15 protein-coding genes are annotated in these 15,782 nt (G+C 69.4%); 10 read left to right on the top strand and 5 right to left on the bottom strand.

Annotated elements, in window-relative coordinates; all coding sequences use genetic code 11:
• Positions 1-2 precede the first annotated feature (2 nt).
• Positions 3-680 (bottom strand): phosphoglycolate phosphatase, encoded by a 678-nt coding sequence (gene gph / locus AAHF99_RS17275; RefSeq protein ID WP_342165744.1) that lies wholly within the window; start codon positions 678-680, stop codon positions 3-5.
• Between the two features lie 127 nt (positions 681-807).
• On the opposite strand from gph, the gene AAHF99_RS17270 reads away from it, so the two are divergent.
• From AAHF99_RS17270 to AAHF99_RS17240, 7 genes are all read left to right on the top strand, one after another.
• Positions 808-1,272, top strand: coding sequence for a hypothetical protein (locus AAHF99_RS17270; RefSeq protein ID WP_342165743.1), 465 nt, complete (start codon positions 808-810; stop codon positions 1,270-1,272).
• Positions 1,273-1,399: 127 nt separating this feature from the next.
• Positions 1,400-2,113, top strand: coding sequence for a ribose-5-phosphate isomerase RpiA (gene rpiA, locus AAHF99_RS17265; RefSeq protein WP_342165742.1), 714 nt, complete (start codon positions 1,400-1,402; stop codon positions 2,111-2,113).
• A 29-nt stretch (positions 2,114-2,142) separates the two neighbouring features.
• Entirely contained in the window at positions 2,143-2,685 is a 543-nt protein-coding gene (locus tag AAHF99_RS17260; RefSeq protein WP_342165741.1) for a DUF2059 domain-containing protein, read from the top strand.
• Between the two features lie 6 nt (positions 2,686-2,691).
• Positions 2,692-3,906: an O-antigen ligase family protein gene (locus AAHF99_RS17255; RefSeq protein WP_342165740.1), complete on the top strand. Its 1,215-nt coding sequence runs from the start codon at positions 2,692-2,694 to the stop codon at positions 3,904-3,906.
• Entirely contained in the window at positions 3,903-5,282 is a 1,380-nt protein-coding gene (gene gor, locus AAHF99_RS17250; RefSeq protein WP_342165739.1) for a glutathione-disulfide reductase, read from the top strand. Before AAHF99_RS17255 ends, gor begins: the two co-directional genes overlap by 4 nt.
• Positions 5,283-5,336: 54 nt before the next feature.
• Complete coding sequence (locus AAHF99_RS17245) at positions 5,337-5,660, top strand: RNA polymerase sigma factor region1.1 domain-containing protein (RefSeq protein WP_342165738.1); 324 nt, start codon at positions 5,337-5,339, stop codon at positions 5,658-5,660.
• 93 nt (positions 5,661-5,753) lie between these two features.
• On the top strand, positions 5,754-7,136 hold the full coding sequence (locus AAHF99_RS17240; protein WP_342165737.1) for a class II 3-deoxy-7-phosphoheptulonate synthase: 1,383 nt from the start codon (positions 5,754-5,756) through the stop codon (positions 7,134-7,136).
• Between the two features lie 35 nt (positions 7,137-7,171).
• Here AAHF99_RS17240 and AAHF99_RS17235 read toward each other — a convergent pair whose 3' ends face one another.
• Positions 7,172-9,934, bottom strand: coding sequence for an EAL domain-containing protein (locus tag AAHF99_RS17235; protein ID WP_342165736.1), 2,763 nt, complete (start codon positions 9,932-9,934; stop codon positions 7,172-7,174).
• Between the two features lie 231 nt (positions 9,935-10,165).
• Here AAHF99_RS17235 and AAHF99_RS17230 point away from each other — a divergent pair, with 231 nt between their 5' ends.
• Complete coding sequence (locus tag AAHF99_RS17230; RefSeq protein WP_342165735.1) at positions 10,166-10,543, top strand: cupredoxin domain-containing protein; 378 nt, start codon at positions 10,166-10,168, stop codon at positions 10,541-10,543.
• A 2-nt stretch (positions 10,544-10,545) separates the two neighbouring features.
• On the opposite strand, the gene AAHF99_RS17225 is transcribed toward AAHF99_RS17230, so the two are convergent.
• Both AAHF99_RS17225 and AAHF99_RS17220 read right to left on the bottom strand, forming a co-directional pair.
• A complete protein-coding gene (locus tag AAHF99_RS17225) occupies positions 10,546-11,820 on the bottom strand; it encodes an efflux RND transporter periplasmic adaptor subunit (protein ID WP_342165734.1) in 1,275 nt (424 codons plus the stop codon).
• Between the two features lie 93 nt (positions 11,821-11,913).
• Complete coding sequence (locus AAHF99_RS17220) at positions 11,914-12,615, bottom strand: sulfate transporter family protein (protein ID WP_342165733.1); 702 nt, start codon at positions 12,613-12,615, stop codon at positions 11,914-11,916.
• A gap of 88 nt (positions 12,616-12,703) precedes the next feature.
• On the opposite strand from AAHF99_RS17220, the gene AAHF99_RS17215 reads away from it, so the two are divergent.
• Both AAHF99_RS17215 and AAHF99_RS17210 read left to right on the top strand, forming a co-directional pair.
• A complete protein-coding gene (locus AAHF99_RS17215; RefSeq protein WP_342165732.1) occupies positions 12,704-14,011 on the top strand; it encodes a flavin monoamine oxidase family protein in 1,308 nt (435 codons plus the stop codon).
• A gap of 64 nt (positions 14,012-14,075) precedes the next feature.
• Positions 14,076-14,696, top strand: coding sequence for a Crp/Fnr family transcriptional regulator (locus tag AAHF99_RS17210; RefSeq protein WP_342165825.1), 621 nt, complete (start codon positions 14,076-14,078; stop codon positions 14,694-14,696).
• Here AAHF99_RS17210 and AAHF99_RS17205 read toward each other — a convergent pair.
• A complete protein-coding gene (locus AAHF99_RS17205) occupies positions 14,693-15,691 on the bottom strand; it encodes a 2-hydroxyacid dehydrogenase (RefSeq protein ID WP_342165731.1) in 999 nt (332 codons plus the stop codon). The genes AAHF99_RS17210 and AAHF99_RS17205 overlap by 4 nt on opposite strands.
• Between the last annotated feature and the right edge of the window lie 91 nt (positions 15,692-15,782).

Below are 15,782 nucleotides of genomic sequence, written 5' to 3'. Positions count from 1 at the left end.
GCTCAGGCCACGCGCACCAGCGCGGTGACGGCCTCGTGCAAGTCCGAGAAGTGCTCGATCACCCGGTCGGGCCCGAGTTCGGAGACGGGGGTGTCGGTGTAGCCGAAGGTCACGGCCACCACCGGGATGCCCGCCGCCTTGGCGGTGTCGATGTCCGTGCGGGAATCGCCCACCATTACGGCGCGGGCCGGATCGCCGCCCGCGCGCTCGATCGTGCCGGTGAGGTGGCGCGGATCGGGCTTCGATTGCGGGAACGTGTCCCGCCCGCAGATGGCGGCGAAGCGGTCGGCGATGCCGAGCAGGCCCAGCAGCTTCACCGACTGCCCCTCGTACTTGTTCGTGCAGACGGCGAGCCGGAAGCCCGATGCTTCCAGCCGGTCCAGCGCCTGCACGACGCCGTCGAACAGGTGCGAAGTATCGGCCAGATGCTCGCCGTAATGGGCGATGAAATCGTCGAACAGCCGCTCGTGTTCGGCCGGGCCGATCTCGCGCCCCTCGGCCTCGAAGCCGCGCTTGATGAGGGCTTTGGCCCCGGCGCCGATCAATTCGCGCGCTTGTGACAGGGGAAGCTCGGCGAGGCCTTCGCGAGTCAGGAGTACATTCAGCGTGCCGATCAGGTCACCCGCCGTCTCGGCGAGTGTGCCGTCGAGGTCGAACACGGCGATGGGCGGGGCGGCCATGGCAAGATCCGTCTATCAGGGAATGGCGCCTCGCTATCTGGCCGGTGGCGGGCCGGCAAGTCGCGCCATGCCTAAGACTTGCCCGAAACCTCAGCGAGACCGGAGGCTTCCCTCCACCGGATGTCCCATGCGCCTGATCCTGCCGACGCTTCTCGTCTGTGCCACGCTGCACGCCTTGCCGGCTCTGGCGTCCTCGTATGAATTTGTGCCCGCGCCGCAGACCGATCTGAACCGCATGTACCGGGTCGACAAGGTGACGGGCGAAGTCACCTCCTGCCAGTACGGGCTGCAGGAATCGGGCGGCGGCATCGGCCAGACCGTGTGCTTCGGCGCGGGTGAGGGCGCGGGCGCCCAGCCCCCGGCGGAATACGGCCTCGTCGCCAGCCGCCATGCCCGCGAAGCCGGCGTGTTCCGGGTGAACTACCGCACCGGCGAGATGAGCATCTGCTTCGTGCTGGTGAAGAAGGAGCAGGTGGTCTGCACTCAGCAATCGAAGGCCGGCGCCGAGGCGCAGGACGGCTCGCCCGTCCCCGGCATCTCCACCGGGCGGCCGGGCACCAGCGCCACGCCCCCACAGGGTGGACGTCCATGATACCGGCTTCGCGCGAGTCCCGTTCCGGTCGGGCGGCCGGCATGCTAGGGGCGCGGCGAACGTCCCTCAGGGCCAACCCGATCATGCGCGTCGTCCACCTCGCTCAGACTCCCCGGAACCGTCGTCCATGAGCGCGCCCGACCTTCGCCGGGCCGCTGCCGCCCGTGCCCTCGAACTGGTCGAGCCGGGGATGCGCCTCGGCCTCGGCACCGGCTCGACCGCCGCCGCCTTCGTGGACCTGCTCGGCGCAAGGGTGCGCGACGGGCTCGACGTGGTCGGCGTGCCGACATCCGAGGCGACCCGGCGTCAGGCGCAGGGGCTCGGCATTCGACTCGCCACCCTGGACGAGCTTCCGCATCTCGATCTCACCATCGACGGGGCGGACGAGGTCGACAACAACCTGCGACTCATCAAGGGCGGCGGCGCCGCGCTGCTGCGCGAGAAGATCGTCGCCTGCGCGAGCCACCGTATGGTGGTGATCGCGGACGCGGCCAAGCACGTCGCGACGCTCGGTGCCTTCCCGCTTCCCATCGAAGTGAATCTGTTCGGCCTCACCGCCACCCAGCAGGCGGTCGAGGAAGCGATCGCCGCCGCCGGCTGCCGGGGGCCGGTCGACCTGCGCCTCGGCCCGGACGGACAGCCGGTGAAGACCGATGGCGGCCACGTCATCCTCGATGCCAAGCTCGGCCGCATCCCCGATCCCGAACGGCTGGGCACCGCCCTCTGGTCCGTGCCCGGCGTGGTCGAGCACGGCCTCTTCCTAGGCATCGCGACCGCTGCGATCCTCGCCGCCGATGTCGGCGGGCAAGCCGAGGTCACGATCCTCGGCCGCCTCGCTTGAACCGCTCCTCGCAACGACGGAACCCGCTGATGTCCCGCCTCCTCGCCGCCCTGGTCGGCCTCGCCCTCGCGGCTCCCTGCCTGCCGGCCCTGGCCCAGGCCAAGAAGCCCGCCGCCCCGATGCCGGCCGCCAACACCCCGGCCGGGCCGACCTACACGGCGAACCACCTCGCCCTCGCCCGCGAGGTGATGCTCTCCTCAGGCATCGCGCGCTCGTTCGATTCGATCATCCCGTCCTTCGCGGATCAGATCCGCAAGCAGGCCGTCACCCGGCCGGAGTTGCAGAAGGATCTCGATGAGGTGCTGGTCGCGCTTCAGCCGGAGATGGAACTGCAGAAGCAGCGGATGATCGACATCGCCGCCCGGACCTACGCGGCGAAGTTCTCCGAGTCCGAACTCAACGACATCGCGACCTTCTTCCGCTCGCCCGCCGGCAAGCGCTACGTCGAGATGCAGCCGGCCCTTCTCGACGAGATGGTCCGCGCCATGCAGGGCTGGACCGAGGAAGTCTCGGAATACATCATGGTCCGCGTCCGCGCGGAGATGGGCAAGCGCGGCCACCAGCTTCAGTAAGCCCCCATGCACGCGGCCCGGCCGTTCTACGCCCTCGGTGGGGCGGCTCTGGCACTGTTGCCCCTTGCGATGGTGCTCGCCAACCGGTCGAGCCCCGTCGTCGTGGGCATTGCGGCGCTCGCCTTCCTCGCCGGCCGCTGGCGCGAGGGGGGCGGCGACACGCCGGCCCTGCTCATCGGCCCGCTCAGGACGCCGCTGGGGCTCTCCGCCCTGGCCTTCCTTGCGTGGAGCCTCGTCTCCATCGCGTGGAGCCCGTTTCCGGCTTTGTCCTTGCGCATCCTCGGCGAATTCCTGCCGACGCTGATCGGGGCCTACCTGCTGGCGCGGCTCGCGCCGGGGCGCATCCCGGAATTCGCCCTACCGCTTGGCTGCCTCGCCATCGTGGCATCGGGCCTGTTCGTGGCCATCGACCTCGCCTACGACCTGCCGGTGGAGCGGGCGTTCGGCCGCCGGGTCGCGGCCTTCGTGCACAACCGGCCGGTGCTGACCCTCGATCTCGTGGCCGCGCCCCTCGCCCTGCTGCTGTGGCGGTCGCAGAGGCGGGTCGCCGCCCTCGCGACGCTCGGCTTCGCCGGTCTCGGCATCCTGCGCTCGATCAGCGGCGCGGCGATGATGGGATTGGCGGCGGGCATCGCCATGGCGGGGCTCGGCCGCGTGCTGCCGCGAAAGGCGGGTGTGGCCCTTGCCGGCCTCGGGCTCGGGCTCGCCGTGGCGCTGGCACCCGTCGAGGGCGATCTCCTTGCCCGGCTGATGCCGGAGGCGGCACACCAGCAATTGACGCAATCCTCGTCGCGGGCGCGGGTCGCCATCGCCCGCAGCTTCGGCACGGCGGTCGCCGCCGCGCCCTGGCGCGGCGCGGGCTTCGGCACGAGCGCGCGGTTCGCGGAGACGCCCGTGGCCGCGCAGGTGCCGCCGGACATGCGGGTTCTCCTCGGCGTCGGTCATCCGCATAACAGCTTCCTGCAGGTCTGGGCCGAACTCGGCGTGCCGGGGGCGTTCCTCGCGGCCCTGGTCCTGATGCTGATGCTGGCGCGGATCGCCACCCTGCCGGCGGCGGACCTCGCCGTGGCGCTCGGTCTCGTCGCCTGCGCAGCCTCCATCGCCTTCGTGGAGCATAACGGCTGGGCCGGCTGGTGGACGGCCGGGCTCGGGGCTGCCATCACCTGGGCGCGGGCGGCCCGCGCCCGTTCCAGAACACCCGCGACGGATCTGCCGACATGAGCTTCGACGTCGATCTCTTCGTCATCGGTGGCGGCTCGGGTGGTGTCCGGGCGGCGCGCATCGCGGCCGGCTATGGCGCGAAGGTGATGCTGGCCGAGGAATATCGCGTCGGCGGCACCTGCGTGATCCGGGGCTGCGTCCCGAAGAAGCTAATGGTCTATGCCGGCCGCTTCGCCGACGAGTTCGAGGATGCCGCCGGGTTCGGCTGGACGCTGGAAAAGCCGCGCTTCGAGTGGTCCGTGCTGAAGGCGCGGCGCGACGCCGAGGTCACGCGGCTCGAAGGCATCTACGACGTGAACCTGATGCGGGCGGGCGTCGAGATCGTCCCCGAGCGGGCGGTGATCGAGGACGCCCACACGGTGCGCCTGCTGAAGTCGGATCGCCTCGTGCGCGCGGAGCGCATTCTCGTGGCGGTGGGCGCGCATCCGGTGAAGGAGCCGGCCGTACCGGGGGTGGACCTCGCCATCACCTCGAACGAGGTGTTCGAGTTGGAGACCCTGCCGGAGCGCATCCTCGTCATCGGCGGCGGTTACATCGCGGTGGAGTTCGCGGGCGTCTTCGCGGCGCTGGGCAGCCGCACCACCCTCCTGCACCGGGGCGAGAAGCTGCTGCGCGGCTTCGACGACGAGGTACGCGACGCCCTGGCCGAGGCCTACGCGAAGCGCATGGACCTCCGCCTCGGGCGCACCTTGAGCAAGATCGAACGGCAGGGCACCGGCCTCGCCGCGACGCTGGACGACGGCAGCGTGATCGAGGCCGATCAGGTCCTCCTCGCCACCGGCCGCAAGCCGAATATCGGCGGGCTCGGCCTCGACCGGGTGGGCATCGTGCCCGACGCGGCCGGCGCGATCCCCGTCGATGAGTTCTCGCGCACCATTGTGCCCTCGATCTTCGCCGTGGGCGACGTGACGAACCGCGCCAACCTTACGCCCGTCGCCATCCGCGAGGGCCACGCCTTCGCCGACACCGAGTTCGGCCGGAAGCCGACCAGCGTCGATCACCACCTCATCCCCACGGCCGTGTTCTCGACGCCCGAGATCGGCACCGTGGGCCTCAGCGAGAGCGCGGCGCGCCAAGCCTGCGAGCGAATCGACGTCTACAAAGCGTCGTTCCGGCCGATGAAGGCCACCCTCTCCGGTCGCGACGAGCGGGTGATCATGAAGGTGATCGTCGATTGCGCGACGGATCGAGTGATGGGCGTGCATCTGTTCGGGCAGGATGCGGGCGAGCTGATCCAGGCGGTCGGCATCGCCGTGACGATGGGCGCCACCAAGGCGGATTTCGACCGCACCATCGCCGTCCACCCCACCGCCGCCGAGGAACTCGTGACCATGCGGGTGCCGGCCGTGACCAAGCATCCGGTGGGAGTCGGTTGACGCTATCGTGTAGCGGGGCCTCGACGCCGTGCGCCCCTGAGCCATATCAGGCGCATGGGCAAGCACGGCTCTGGCAACGGAAAACGCGACGACGCCCACGAGCGGCGTCAAGCGATCATTGACGGCCTTCTGGCCGAAGCCTTGCGGCCGGCGTTCTCGTATCGCCTGCCAAGCCAGGATGCGCTTCCGGCCGACATCCGGCGGGCCATCGACAGGCTGCTCGCCAAGGCGGAGGCGCAGCGCAGCCGCTGCCTGACCTACGACGACCTCGAAGAGGCGCTGCCGCCCCGGGACGTGTCGGCGGAGGATCTGGAAGCCATCTTCTGGATCCTCGCGGAGCACGGGATCGAGGTCGAGGACGGCGAGCCCGGCCTCTAGCCCAGCCCCCTCGCGATCCGTGAGGAATGTCTCTATAAGCCCCCATCCGCGCGAAGGGCGCGGCCGCACGAGTGACGTGCGTGGAGAGGAATCATGGGCGAGCGCTGGACACCGACGACGTGGCGGAATCTGCCGATTCAGCAGGTGCCGGCCTATCCGGACGCCGCCGCCCTGGCTGCCGTCGAGACGCAGATCGCGAGCTTTCCGCCGTTGGTTTTTGCAGGCGAGGCCCGCAAGCTGAAGGCGGCACTGGCCCGCGTCTCCACCGGTGAGGCCTTCCTCCTCCAGGGCGGCGACTGCGCCGAGAGCTTCAACGAGCACTCGGCCGACAACATCCGCGATTTCTTCCGCGTGTTCCTGCAGATGGCCATGGTGCTGACCTTCGCGGGCGGTTCGCCCGTGGTGAAGGTCGGGCGCATCGCCGGGCAATTCGCCAAGCCGCGCTCGTCCCCGAACGAGACGCAGGGCGACGTGTCCCTGCCGAGCTACCGGGGCGACATCGTCAACGGCATCGGCTTCACGGAAGAGGCCCGGATCCCCGATCCGCGGCGCCAGCTCGAAGCATACCGGCAATCGGCGGCGACGCTGAACCTGCTGCGTGCCTTCGCGACCGGCGGCTACGCGAACCTCGAGAACGCGCATCGCTGGATGCTGGGCTTCGTGAAGGATTCGCCGCAATCTTCGCGCTACCAGGATGTCGCCTCGCGCATGACCGATGCGCTCGGCTTCATGCGCGCCATCGGCATCAACCCGGAGACGCACCAGGAGGTGCGGACCACCGATTTCTTCACGAGCCACGAGGCGCTTCTGCTCGGCTACGAGCAGGCCCTGACCCGCGTCGATTCCACGAGCGGCGATTGGTACGCGACCTCCGGGCACATGCTGTGGATCGGTGATCGTACCCGCCAGCCGGATCATGCCCACGTGGAATACGCGCGCGGCATCAAAAACCCGATCGGGCTCAAGTGCGGGCCGTCTATGACGGGGGAGGGGCTTATCAAGCTCATCGACCTGCTGAACCCGGAGAACGAGGCGGGCCGGCTCAGCCTCATCTGCCGCTTCGGCGCGGACAAGGTGGGCGAGCACCTGCCGGGCCTCGTGCGGGCGGTCGAGCGGGAGGGCCGGTCGGTCGTGTGGGTGTGCGATCCGATGCATGGCAACACGGTCTCGGCGGGCGGCTACAAGACGCGTCCGTTCGACCGGGTGATGCAAGAGATCGAAGGCTTCTTTGGCGTCCACCGCGCTGAGGGCACGATTGCCGGCGGCATCCATCTGGAGATGACGGGCAAGGACGTGACCGAGTGCACCGGTGGTGCCCGCGCCCTGACGGCCGACGACCTGAGCGACCGCTACCACACCTACTGCGACCCGCGCCTCAACGCGGAGCAGGCCCTTGAGGTGGCGTTCCGCACGGCCGAACTCGTGAAGCGCGAGCGGGCCGATCTCGAAACCCCGCGCCTCGACGCGGCGGAATAAGACGAAGGCCGGGCGATGAGCCCGGCCTTCCCGTCTCAGGCGATGGCGCGCGTCGCGCCGTTCCAGCGGGCGATGACGTTCGGCACCTCGGTGATCGGCACCGGGCGGCTGAAGAGATAGCCCTGAACCTCGTCGCAGCCCTCGGCGCGCAGCCGCGCCAGCTGCGCTTCCGTCTCGACGCCCTCCGCCGTCGTCGTCATCCCGAGGCTGGCGCCAAGGCTGATGACCGCGCGGACGATGAAGTCGGTGCCGTCCTCCTCGCAGAGATCGCGGACGAAGGACTGGTCGATCTTGATCTTGTCGAACGGGAAGCTACGCAGGTAGCTCAACGACGAGTATCCGGTGCCGAAATCGTCCATCGACACCCGCACCCCGAGCCCCTTGAGGCTGTGCAGGATCGCGGTCGTCACGCCCGGATTGGCGACGAGCACCGATTCGGTGATCTCCAGTTCAAGGCGCCGGCCCGGAAGTCCCGTGGAGCGCAGCGCGTCCCGCACGGCCGACACGAGGCTCGCCGAGGTGAACTGCACCGCCGAGACGTTGACGGCGATCTTCAAGCCATCCGGCCAGCGGGCGGCATCGGTGCAGGCCTGGACCAGCACCCATTCCCCGAGGGGAACGATCAGGCCCAGTTCCTCCGCGAGGGGGATGAATTCGGCCGGCGAGATGAAGCCGCGCACCGGGTGCTTCCAGCGCAGCAGCGCCTCGAACCCGCAGATCCGCTCGGAGCCAAGGCTGTAGATCGGCTGGTAGTAGACCTCGAACGCCTTGGTCTCCAGCGCGTGGCGCAGATCGCTCTCCAACGCGCGCCGCGCCTGCAACCGGGCGTCCATATCCGGCTCGAAATACCGGAACGCGCCCCGCGCCTCGGCCTTCGCCCTGGCCAGCGCCACGTCGGCGTTCTTCAGAAGCTTGCCGCAGCTCATGCCGTCGCCGGGGGCGACGGTGACGCCGATGGTGACGCCGACGCTGACGGTCTGGTTCGATAGGACGTAGGGCGCCTTCACCACGTCGATGAGGCGGCGTGCGAGGACGGCGGCATCCTCCGGCCGTTCGACGGCCCGCTGCACCACGACGAACTCGTCCGCGCCGATACGGGCGACGCAGTCGATCTCGCGCACGCAGGCGCTCAACCGGTTGGCCACGGCCACCAGCAATTCGTCGCCGACCGCGTGGCCGAACGTGTCGTTGATCGGCCGGAAATCGTCGAGGTCGAGGGCGAAGATCGCGAAGCCCTGGTCCCGCCCGGTCTGCGCGATGGAGGCGTTGATCTGTTGTTCCAGCGCGATGCGGTTCGGCAGGCCGGTGAGCACATCGTGATGGGCGAGGAACGCGATGCGCGCCTCCGCGTGGCGCCGCTCGGTGACATCCTCGAAGGTCGCCACGAAGCCGCCATCGGCGGTGTTCCGGCGCTCGATGGCGATGACCTTGCCGTTCGGCAGTTCGTCGATCACCGGATAGACCGAGGGCACGGCTGAATGGCCGCCGTTGGAGCTGACGGCCAGCACCTCCATCGCCGTCATGCCCGGCGTCACCGCGTTCGCCGGCAGGCCGTAGATCTGGCCGTAGCGGCGGTTCACCACCATCAGCCGGTGGTCGGCATCGTACAGGCACAGGCCCTGGGACATGTTGTCGAGGGCCGCGTCGAGGCGCAGGTTCGTCTCGCGAAGCTTGGCCTCTTGCTCCTTCTCGACGCTGATGTCGCTGCAAACGGCGACGAAGCCGCCGCCCTCGGTGGCGCTGCGGCTCACGCGCAGCCAGCGCCCGTTCGGCAGCCGGAACTCGCCATCGCGCGACAGGGCCTCGCGGCAGTTGGTCTCGCCGGAGGAGTTGCCGGCCGTGCCGAGCCCTTCGAAGAACTTCAGCGCCATCGGGTTGGCGAAGGCGATGCAGCCGGTGGCATCGACGACGACGACGCCCTCGCGCGAGCTTTGCAAGGCGTCGGTGAGGAGCCGTTCCGCCGATTGGCGCTGGCGGACCTCGCGTTCCATCATCGCGCGGATGTTGTCGCGCATCGCCGCCATGGAGCGGAGCAGGCTGCCGAGTTCGTCGCGGCCGTCGGTGGGAATCGAATCGTCGAGGTGCCCGCCCGCGATCCGCTGGGCAGCAAGGGACGCGGAGACGATCGGCCCCCGGATGCGGCGATGCAGAAGCCACGCGATCACGCCCGAGCCGAAGATCGCGAGCAGCGCCGCCGCCATGTTGAGGCGCAATTCGCTGCCGACCGCCGTCCGGGCAGCCTGCCGGAAGGTGAAGCCGTCGCCTGCCGTGTAGTTCACGAGCATGTCGATCTGGGCGTCGATGGTGTCGGCCTGATGGTCGAGGGCATCCCAGCGCTCGGGGCGGACGGCGGAGAGATCACCGAAGCTGCGCCGGATGTCGTCCCAGGCGGCGACGCCGGATTGCACGGCGAGGGCGGCGCGCACGGCCCGGTCGGATTGGGCGCGCTCGACGGCGATGGTCAGGTCTTCGGCGAGGGTGGTGTGGAGTTCGGTGATCTGCGCGTCGAGCTTGGCAATGGCAGCCTTGTCGCGGGTGAGGCCCTGCCGCGCGAAGGTGGCGCGCATCTTGGCGAAGTCCGCCGCCGTGGCGCGCGCATAATTGATGGACATCAACGACTGGTCGTAGGTCCGGCCGACGAGGTCGCCGACATGGGCGATGGCCACGATGGCGTAGAAGCCGAGGCCGCCGGAGAGCAGACTCATCACGAAGAAGGCGATGAAGATGCGCGCCTTGATCGTTGCGACGAAGGCACCGACCGGCGAGCTCAGCCTGAGGGCTCGCGCCCTCGCTTTCATCGGGAATGCCGCCTCGAAATATTGCATCTCACCGGTTCACCACTCGGTCCGCGACGTCGATCCTATGGGCGACATCTTAAAGTGTGATTAGCTGAGCGTTTCGTTGAATTACGAAAGTGCCGTCCCGGCCTCGCGTTTGCATTGCGACGGCAAGCAGCGTGGTCGGGTGGATCAAGCAAAAGCTTTTCTCAACCTTGTATGGCTACGTGTTGTGAAGAAACGGGAGCCAGCATGCCCAGCCTCGCCACTCTCCCGCCGCGCAAGCCTGGCCTTGCAGTGATGTTTCCGACATTGCTGTCGCTGGGGCTCGGCATCGTCGCCGGCATTCCCGTCGTGGGGAAACTGCAGGCCCTGGGCATCGTCGTCTCGCAGAAGGGGCGGACCTTCCATCCCGAGACGATCGTGGTGTCGAAGGGTGAAACGATCGTCATCGTCAACGACGACAGCGATCTTCTCCACCACGCCTACGTCGACTCGCCGACCTTCAGCTTCGATTCGGGCGATCAGGAACCGGGCAGCCGCACGCCGGTCACGTTCACGCAGACGGGCGTGTTCCAAGTGCTCTGCGGCATCCACCCAAAGATGAAGCTCGTCGTCCGGGTGAACTGATCCTAGCGGGCCGCCGAGCGCATCGGCTGGTGCCCGGCGGGGCCGTCGTCCCGCTCTACGGGCTGGTCCTCGCGCAGATCGGGCGGCGGCCCAAGGATGATGCGGGTTTGCGCATCGATGCCGTCCTCGACTTCGAGAGCGCGGCCGAAATCCCGGCGCAGGCGGATGGTCCGCCACGTGGCGCGCCCGTCATCCTTCACCACGGCGACGCGCAACTCCCCCTTGCTGAAGATCGCCGCCTCGGACGGGACGATCACGCCCGGCTTGTCGCGCGGCAGCTTGATGGTCACGTCGGCATGGATGCCGGCGCGCAGGATGCCGTCCGGGTTCGGTACATCGACTTCGGTGGTCAGCGTCCGCGAGGCCGCCTGCAACGCGACGGAACTGCGCTCCACCGAGCCGGTGAAGGTCCGTCCCGGCAGTTGCGGCACGCGGATCGTCGCCTCGACCCCGGGGGCCACGCCGCGGGTGAGGTTCTGCGGTACGTTCACCGCGATGCGTAGGGTGGTGTCCTGATCCATGGTCAGGAGCGGGGTGCCGCCGTTGTCGGCCTTCACCAGATCGCCGACATCGATGTTCCGGGTCGTGACCACGCCGTCGAAGGGCGCCACGACCCTCTCGAACGCGGCGAGCGCTTTCAGGCGTTCCACCACCGCGCCCTGCGCCTTGATGTTGGCGGCGGCGACCTTCACGCCGGCCTCGGCGGCGGCCAGGGTCGCGGCCTGGGACAGGACACCCGCCTGCGACGTGTCGGCATTCTGGCGGGAGGCCCAGCCCTGGTCGGCGAGCGTCGTCGTCCGGTTGTTGGTCAGGTTGGCCAGCGTGACGTTGGCTTTGGCCTGCTCCACCTGCGCCTCGGCCTGAAGCTTCTGCGCCTTCAACTGGCCGAGTTGCGCCTCGGCCTGGGTCAGTTGCTGGTCGAGATCGGGCGCCGCGATCCGGAAGAGGAGATCCCCCGCCTTCACGCGGGAGCCGATGTCGATCCGGCGCTCGGCGATGTAGCCCGTCGCCCGCGCGGCGATGGCGGCCGTGAGGAAGGGGCGCGTCTCGCCGGGCAGCGTCAGGTCGAGGGGGCCGTCGGCCCGCTCGGCCAGGGCCGTGCGCACGCGGGGCACGAGTGTGCGGATCTTGTCGAGGGTGCGCGTCGCCTCGACGTCGCGCTGCCACTGCCCGTAGGCGCCCCAGCCGATCAGGCCCGCCGCGGCCAAGATCAGGAGTACGAAGGGGGCCATGCCCGGTGGGGGCGGCGGGTCCCGGCGTTCCTCACGCGATTCCATCACAGGCCCGCTCCGGCCCGGCAGCGACCGGGCATCGCGGCACGCTAGAGGGGCGCTTGCTGGAATACCAGGGCGCCCCTCGCCGCAGCGTCCTCAGTGCGGGTAGGTCAGGCGCGGCTGACGGGCGGAGATGCGCTTGTGCAGATGCACCATCAACGCGATGCCGAAGAGGGGCGTCACGAGATTGACCACCGGCACGATCATCATGCCCGCCAGCAGGCACCCGGCGAGGAGCGTCCGCAGGGCATGGTCACGGCGCATCTGCGCGGCGCCGTCGATCCGGCAGAAGCGCGCCGCTGCCATCTCGAAATATTCCCGCGAGAGGAGGTAGGCATTGGCGGCGAAGAACGCGGCCACGCCGATCACCGGAACGAAGAAGATCACCAACGCGGCCATATTCACGAGCAGCGTCAGGCCCGCGAAGCGCAGGGCGTAGAGCATGGAGATGCCGAACGGCATGGCCTGCCCCGGCGGCTCGCCGGGAAAGTCGGTGCGCTCAACGATCTCGGCGGCGTCATCGAGAAAGAAGCCGGCGACGATGATCGACACGGCCGGCATCAGGTAGGCGAGGGCGACGAAGAGGCCGAACCCCGCGAGGTAGTAGGCGAGGCTGTCGAGGATCGGGTACTGCGACGAGATGTGGTGGCTCGCCTGGAACGCCTGGATCAGCCGCGTCAGGCCGAGCCACAGGAGCGCGAGGATCGCGAGGGTGAGGCCGAGCGATTTCCAGAGGATGCCGCGCAGGGCCGGCGACAACGTCTGACGAAGGGCCGCGGAAGCGGAATCGAGAATCATCGGTTCTGGTCCGGACGGATCGAGACGGCAGGGTTGTGGGATCGCGCCCGCTGCGGTGCAAGGGCGGGCGAGAAGCGAGACGGTGACGATGACGACGCAACCGGCCCTGACCCCCGATTTTCGTCCGTCTCTGGCGCCACTGCCGGCCTCCCCGGATGTGGTGATCGTTGGTGCCGGGGCGGCGGGAATCGCGGCGGCCCGGAGCCTTATAGCGGCTGGGCGTTCGGTGGCGGTGCTGGAGGCGCGGGACCGTGTCGGCGGCCGGGCCGTGACGGTGTCGCTACGCGGGCACCCGGTCGATCTCGGGGCGCATTGGCTCCATGCCGGGCCGATCAATCCCCTCGTGGCCCTCGGGCGGGAGCGCGGCGAGCGCCTGCGCCGGGCGCCGCAGGACGGCCACTTCTGGGTTTCTGGCAGGCCCGCCCGCCCTAGGGAAGCCCGCGCGGGCGCCCGCGCCTTCGAGCGCGCCGACCACGCCATGACCGGCAGCGCCGGCAAGGGCGGCGAGGATCGCCCCGCCGCCAGCGCCCTGCCGGCCGGGCTCGGGCCCTGGGCCGCGCGGGTCGCGCAGGTCCACGGCCTCGTCTCGGGGCGGCCCCTCGGGGAGGTCTCCCTGCACGACTTCCCGAGCATGGAATACGGCGACAACTTCTTCATCGCCGGGGGCTACGGCAATTACCTCGTGCGGCTCGCCGCCGGCCTGCCGATCCGCCTCTCGGCCCCCGTCCGCCGCATCGATTGGGCAGGGGAGGGGGTGCGGGTTTCGCTGGAAGACGGCACGAGCCTGTCGGCGAAAGCCGCCATCGTCACTGTGCCGGTCATGGTCCTGCGCGACGGACCAGCCTTCTCGCCGCCCCTCCCCAATACGGTGCGGGCGGCGATCGACGGGTTCACGACCGGCATCTACGAGCATGCGGTGCTACACTGGCCGTCGAGCCCGTTCGGCGGGCGCGACCGGCTCGCGGGTTTCCACGGCCGTCGCCGCTCGCCCTCCGGGTTGCTCACCCGCATCGACGGCACGCCATTCCACTTCTACGAACTGGATATCCACGAGGCCGCCGCCATCGATGCCACGGGCGGGGGGCCCGATGCGGTGCGCCGGCACGTCCGCGCCGTGCTGGCCGAGCAGGTCGGGCGGGCGCGGCTGCGCGATCTGACGATCCCGGCCATCAGCGCGTGGCGGCACGATCCGTTCGCGCGCGGCTCCTGGGCCGTCGTCCCGCCGGGCCATGCCCAGGCGCGGCTCACCCTGCGTGACGGCCTCGGCGGCAAGCTGTTCTTCGCGGGCGAAGCGCTGTCGCGGGAGCAATGGGGCACGGTCGGCGGCGCCTACGAGCAGGGGATACGCACCGCCGAGGCCGTTCGCACAACGCTGGAAGCCGCAACTTCCGCCTGAGATCGGCTTGCCGGAACGGACGCGGACGGGCATTCCCCCGCCGCAACCGCTGCCGGGGAAGGCGATGAACTGGATCGAGGCCATCGGCTATCTCGGAACCGCGCTGACGATCGCGTCCTCCGCGATGAGCACGATGATCCCGTTGCGGATCATCTCCCTTTGCGCGAGCTGCGCCGTCGTCACCTACGGCATCCTGATCGGCAGCATGCCCGTCGTGCTGACCGAGTGCATCCAGATCCCGTTCAACGCCTACAGGCTGTGGGAAATGGTACGGCTCGTGCGGCAGGCGGAGGCGGCGGCCTCCGGCAGCCTGACCCTCGAATGGCTGGCGCCGTTCGGCAACAAGCGCCGCTTCGGCACGGGGGAGACCGTGTTCCGCAAGGGCGACCCGGCCGACGAGCTCTACTACATCGAGAGCGGCGTCTTCCTCGTGCCCGAAGTCGGGTACGAGGTGCGGACGGGTGGGATCGTGGGAGAGCTCGGCCTGCTCTCGCCGGGCAACACGCGCACGGCGTCGCTGGTCTGCATGCAGGCGGGGAGGGCGCTGCGGGTCTCTTATTCGGAGGTCAAGCAGCTTTATTACCAGAACCCGGAATTCGGATTCTACTTCCTGAAGCTGACCAGCGAGCGCCTGTTCCACACCGCCGGCGGCGGCGAACGCATCGCCGCCGGGGATATGCTTTAAAGCATGCTCGGCAGGATGCGGTCCGGCGGGCGATGCCCGTCCATGAAGGTCCGGATATTGATGATGACCTTCTCGCCCATGTCGATGCGGCTCTCATGGGTCGCCGAGCCCATATGCGGCAGCAGCACGACCTTGCCCTGACGGGCGAGCTTCACGAGGCGCGGGCTCACCGCCGGCTCCTGCTCGAACACGTCGAGACCCGCCGCCGAGATATCGCCGGCTTCGATCAGGCGGGCGAGGGCGTTTTCGTCGATCACCTCGCCACGGGCGGTGTTCACGACGATGGCCTCGGGCTTCAGGAGCTTGAGACGCCGCGCCGAGAGCAGGTGATAGGTCGCCGGGGTGTGCGGGCAGTTCACCGACACGATGTCGACGCGGGCCAGCATCTGGTCCAGCGATTCCCAGTAGGTCGCGTCCAGCGCACTCTCGGTGGCGGCCGGGACGCGTCGGCGGTTGTGATAATGGACCTGCAGGCCGAAGGCGCGGGCGCGCTTGGCGAGCGCCTGACCGATCCGGCCCATGCCGACGATGCCGAGGCGCTTGCCGGTGATCCGCCGGCCCAGCATCCAGGTGGGCGACCAGCCGGTCGTCCAATCGTCCTCGGGGATGATCCGCGCGCCCTCGGGCACCCGGCGGGCGACCGCGAGGATCAGCGCCATCGTCATGTCCGCCGTGTCCTCGGTGAGGACGCCCGGCGTGTTCGTGACGGTGATGCCCCGCTCCAGCGCGACGCCGACATCGATGTGATCGACGCCGTTGCCGAAATTGGCGATGAGCCGCAGGTTCGGCCCGGCCTGGGCGAGGAGACCGGAATCGATCTCGTCCGTCACCGTCGGCACGAGCACGTCGGCCTCGCGCAGGGCGGAGGCCATGGCCTCGCCCGTGAGCGGCGAGTCGCTCTCGTTCAAGCGGACGTCGAACAACTCGCGCATCCGCGTCTCGACGGCGTCCGGCAGACGGCGCGTCACCACCACGAGCGGCTTACGCTTCGACACGGTCTCACTCCCCCCGGCGCATGGGCCGCAAGCATCCGTTAACCGAGTTCGGCCACACAGGACCGGCTTCCGCACCCCGGTTGCCGGCTGG

The organism is Methylobacterium litchii (assembly GCF_038442315.1).
In the GTDB taxonomy this organism is placed as follows: Bacteria; Pseudomonadota; Alphaproteobacteria; order Rhizobiales; family Beijerinckiaceae; genus Methylobacterium; species Methylobacterium litchii.
This window is presented reverse-complemented; position numbering and strand designations above follow the sequence as displayed.

Excerpts from the sequence above, each read along its gene's own strand:
- gph (WP_342165744.1), bottom strand. The coding sequence starts at position 680 with ATGGCCGCCCCGCCCATCGCCGTGTTCGACCTCGACGGCACACTCGCC.
- AAHF99_RS17270 (WP_342165743.1), top strand. The coding sequence starts at position 808 with ATGCGCCTGATCCTGCCGACGCTTCTCGTCTGTGCCACGCTGCACGCC.
- rpiA (WP_342165742.1), top strand. The coding sequence starts at position 1,400 with ATGAGCGCGCCCGACCTTCGCCGGGCCGCTGCCGCCCGTGCCCTCGAA.
- AAHF99_RS17260 (WP_342165741.1), top strand. The coding sequence starts at position 2,143 with ATGTCCCGCCTCCTCGCCGCCCTGGTCGGCCTCGCCCTCGCGGCTCCC.
- AAHF99_RS17255 (WP_342165740.1), top strand. The coding sequence starts at position 2,692 with ATGCACGCGGCCCGGCCGTTCTACGCCCTCGGTGGGGCGGCTCTGGCA.
- gor (WP_342165739.1), top strand. The coding sequence starts at position 3,903 with ATGAGCTTCGACGTCGATCTCTTCGTCATCGGTGGCGGCTCGGGTGGT.
- AAHF99_RS17245 (WP_342165738.1), top strand. The coding sequence starts at position 5,337 with ATGGGCAAGCACGGCTCTGGCAACGGAAAACGCGACGACGCCCACGAG.
- AAHF99_RS17240 (WP_342165737.1), top strand. The coding sequence starts at position 5,754 with ATGGGCGAGCGCTGGACACCGACGACGTGGCGGAATCTGCCGATTCAG.
- AAHF99_RS17235 (WP_342165736.1), bottom strand. The coding sequence starts at position 9,934 with ATGAAAGCGAGGGCGCGAGCCCTCAGGCTGAGCTCGCCGGTCGGTGCC.
- AAHF99_RS17230 (WP_342165735.1), top strand. The coding sequence starts at position 10,166 with ATGCCCAGCCTCGCCACTCTCCCGCCGCGCAAGCCTGGCCTTGCAGTG.
- AAHF99_RS17225 (WP_342165734.1), bottom strand. The coding sequence starts at position 11,820 with ATGGAATCGCGTGAGGAACGCCGGGACCCGCCGCCCCCACCGGGCATG.
- AAHF99_RS17220 (WP_342165733.1), bottom strand. The coding sequence starts at position 12,615 with ATGATTCTCGATTCCGCTTCCGCGGCCCTTCGTCAGACGTTGTCGCCG.
- AAHF99_RS17215 (WP_342165732.1), top strand. The coding sequence starts at position 12,704 with ATGACGACGCAACCGGCCCTGACCCCCGATTTTCGTCCGTCTCTGGCG.
- AAHF99_RS17210 (WP_342165825.1), top strand. The coding sequence starts at position 14,076 with ATGAACTGGATCGAGGCCATCGGCTATCTCGGAACCGCGCTGACGATC.